The sequence below is a fragment of the Sinomonas sp. genome, assembly GCF_036848755.1.
Classification (GTDB): domain Bacteria; phylum Actinomycetota; class Actinomycetes; order Actinomycetales; family Micrococcaceae; genus Sinomonas.
The window spans coordinates 1-1,518 of sequence record NZ_DAIUJO010000247.1; the positions used below are offsets into that span (position 1 = coordinate 1).

The window sequence follows — 1,518 nt, forward strand, 5'->3', positions numbered from 1 at the left end:
CCGCTGACCATGCCGTCCGCTCCAGCGTCGAGTCGATCCGGCGCCGTCCCCGCGCCCAAGTCCTCATCGTCGGCGGCGGAATCAACGGCGTGGGGACGTTCCGGGACCTCGCGCTGCAGGGCGTCGACGTCGTCCTCGTCGAGCGTGGCGACTTCTGCCAGGGAGCCTCCGGGGCGTCCTCCCACATGATCCACGGCGGGATCCGATACCTGGAGAACGGCGAGTTCCGGCTCGTTCGCGAGTCCGTCGTCGAGCGCAACCGCCTGCTTCGGATCGCACCGCACTACGTGAAGCCGCTGCAGACCACCATCCCGGTCTTCAGCATGTTCTCGGGCGTCCTGAACGCTCCTCGCAGGTTCCTCACGCACCGCTCGGGGAAGCCGCGGGCGAGAGGCGCGCTGCTGGTCAAGGTGGGCCTGTCCCTCTACGACGCGTTCTCGCGCGAAGGCGGCACCGTCCCGCGGCACCGCTTCCTCTCGCGGAGGAAGGCCCTCGCCGAGCTGCCTCGTCTCCGGCCGGACGTGAAGTACACCGCCACCTACTTCGACGCATCGGTGCACAACCCTGAGCGGCTCACCCTCGATGTCCTCCAGGACGGGCTGGAGGCGGGGCGAGACAGCGCACGGGCGGCAAACTACGTCGCAGCCGTCGGGGCGGGCGACGGCGGGGCGGTGCGCCTGCGGGACGAGCTCACCGGCGAGGAATTCACCCTGCACGCGGACGTCGTCGTGAACGCCACGGGGGCGTGGACGGATCGGACGAACGAGGCACTCGGCGCCCCGACACACTTCATGGGCGGGACCAAGGGATCGCACATCGTCCTCGACTCCCCGGAGCTGCTCGACGCGACCCGCGGACGGGAGATCTTCTTCGAGCACAGCGACGGCAGGATCGTGCTGATCTACCCGATCGGGGACCGCGTCCTGGTGGGCACGACCGACATCTTCGCCGGCAACGACCTGACGCCCACCTGCACCCAGGACGAGATCCATTACTTCTTCGACCTCGTCCGCCATGTCTTCCCGACGGTGCGCATCGCCCCCGAGCAGATCGTCTACACCTTCTCCGGCGTCCGGCCGCTCCCGCGCCACGACGGCACGGTCCCCGGTTTCGTCTCCCGCGACTACCGCATCGAACGGCACGTGAGCGCCGACGGTCCCGTGCGACTGAGCCTCGTGGGCGGCAAGTGGACGACCTTCCGCGCACTCTCGGAGCACCTGGCGGAGGACGTCCTCCACGAACTGGGCATGCGCCGCCGGACGGGCACCGCTGAGCTCCCCATCGGCGGCGGCACCGGCTATCCTGCCGACCCCGCGGCCCGCCGGCAGTGGATCGCCTCCCGTCTCGGCCCGGCCGTCGACCCAGACCGGGCGGAGGTGCTGCTCGAGCGCTACGGGACGCGGGCCTCCGAGGTGGCCGCCTACCTCCGCGCCGGGGAGGACCGCCTGCTGGGCAGCACCCGCGAGCTCAGCACCCGGGAACTGGCCTACATGGCCGAGCACGAGCACGTCGGCCACG

General features: G+C 70.6%; 1 protein-coding gene. It reads left to right on the forward strand.

All coding sequences use genetic code 11. The features are described 5' to 3' along the window. Nucleotides 1-1,518, forward strand: a 1,518-nt coding sequence (locus tag V7053_RS19005) for a glycerol-3-phosphate dehydrogenase/oxidase (protein ID WP_334173805.1), incomplete at both ends; no start/stop codon positions are given.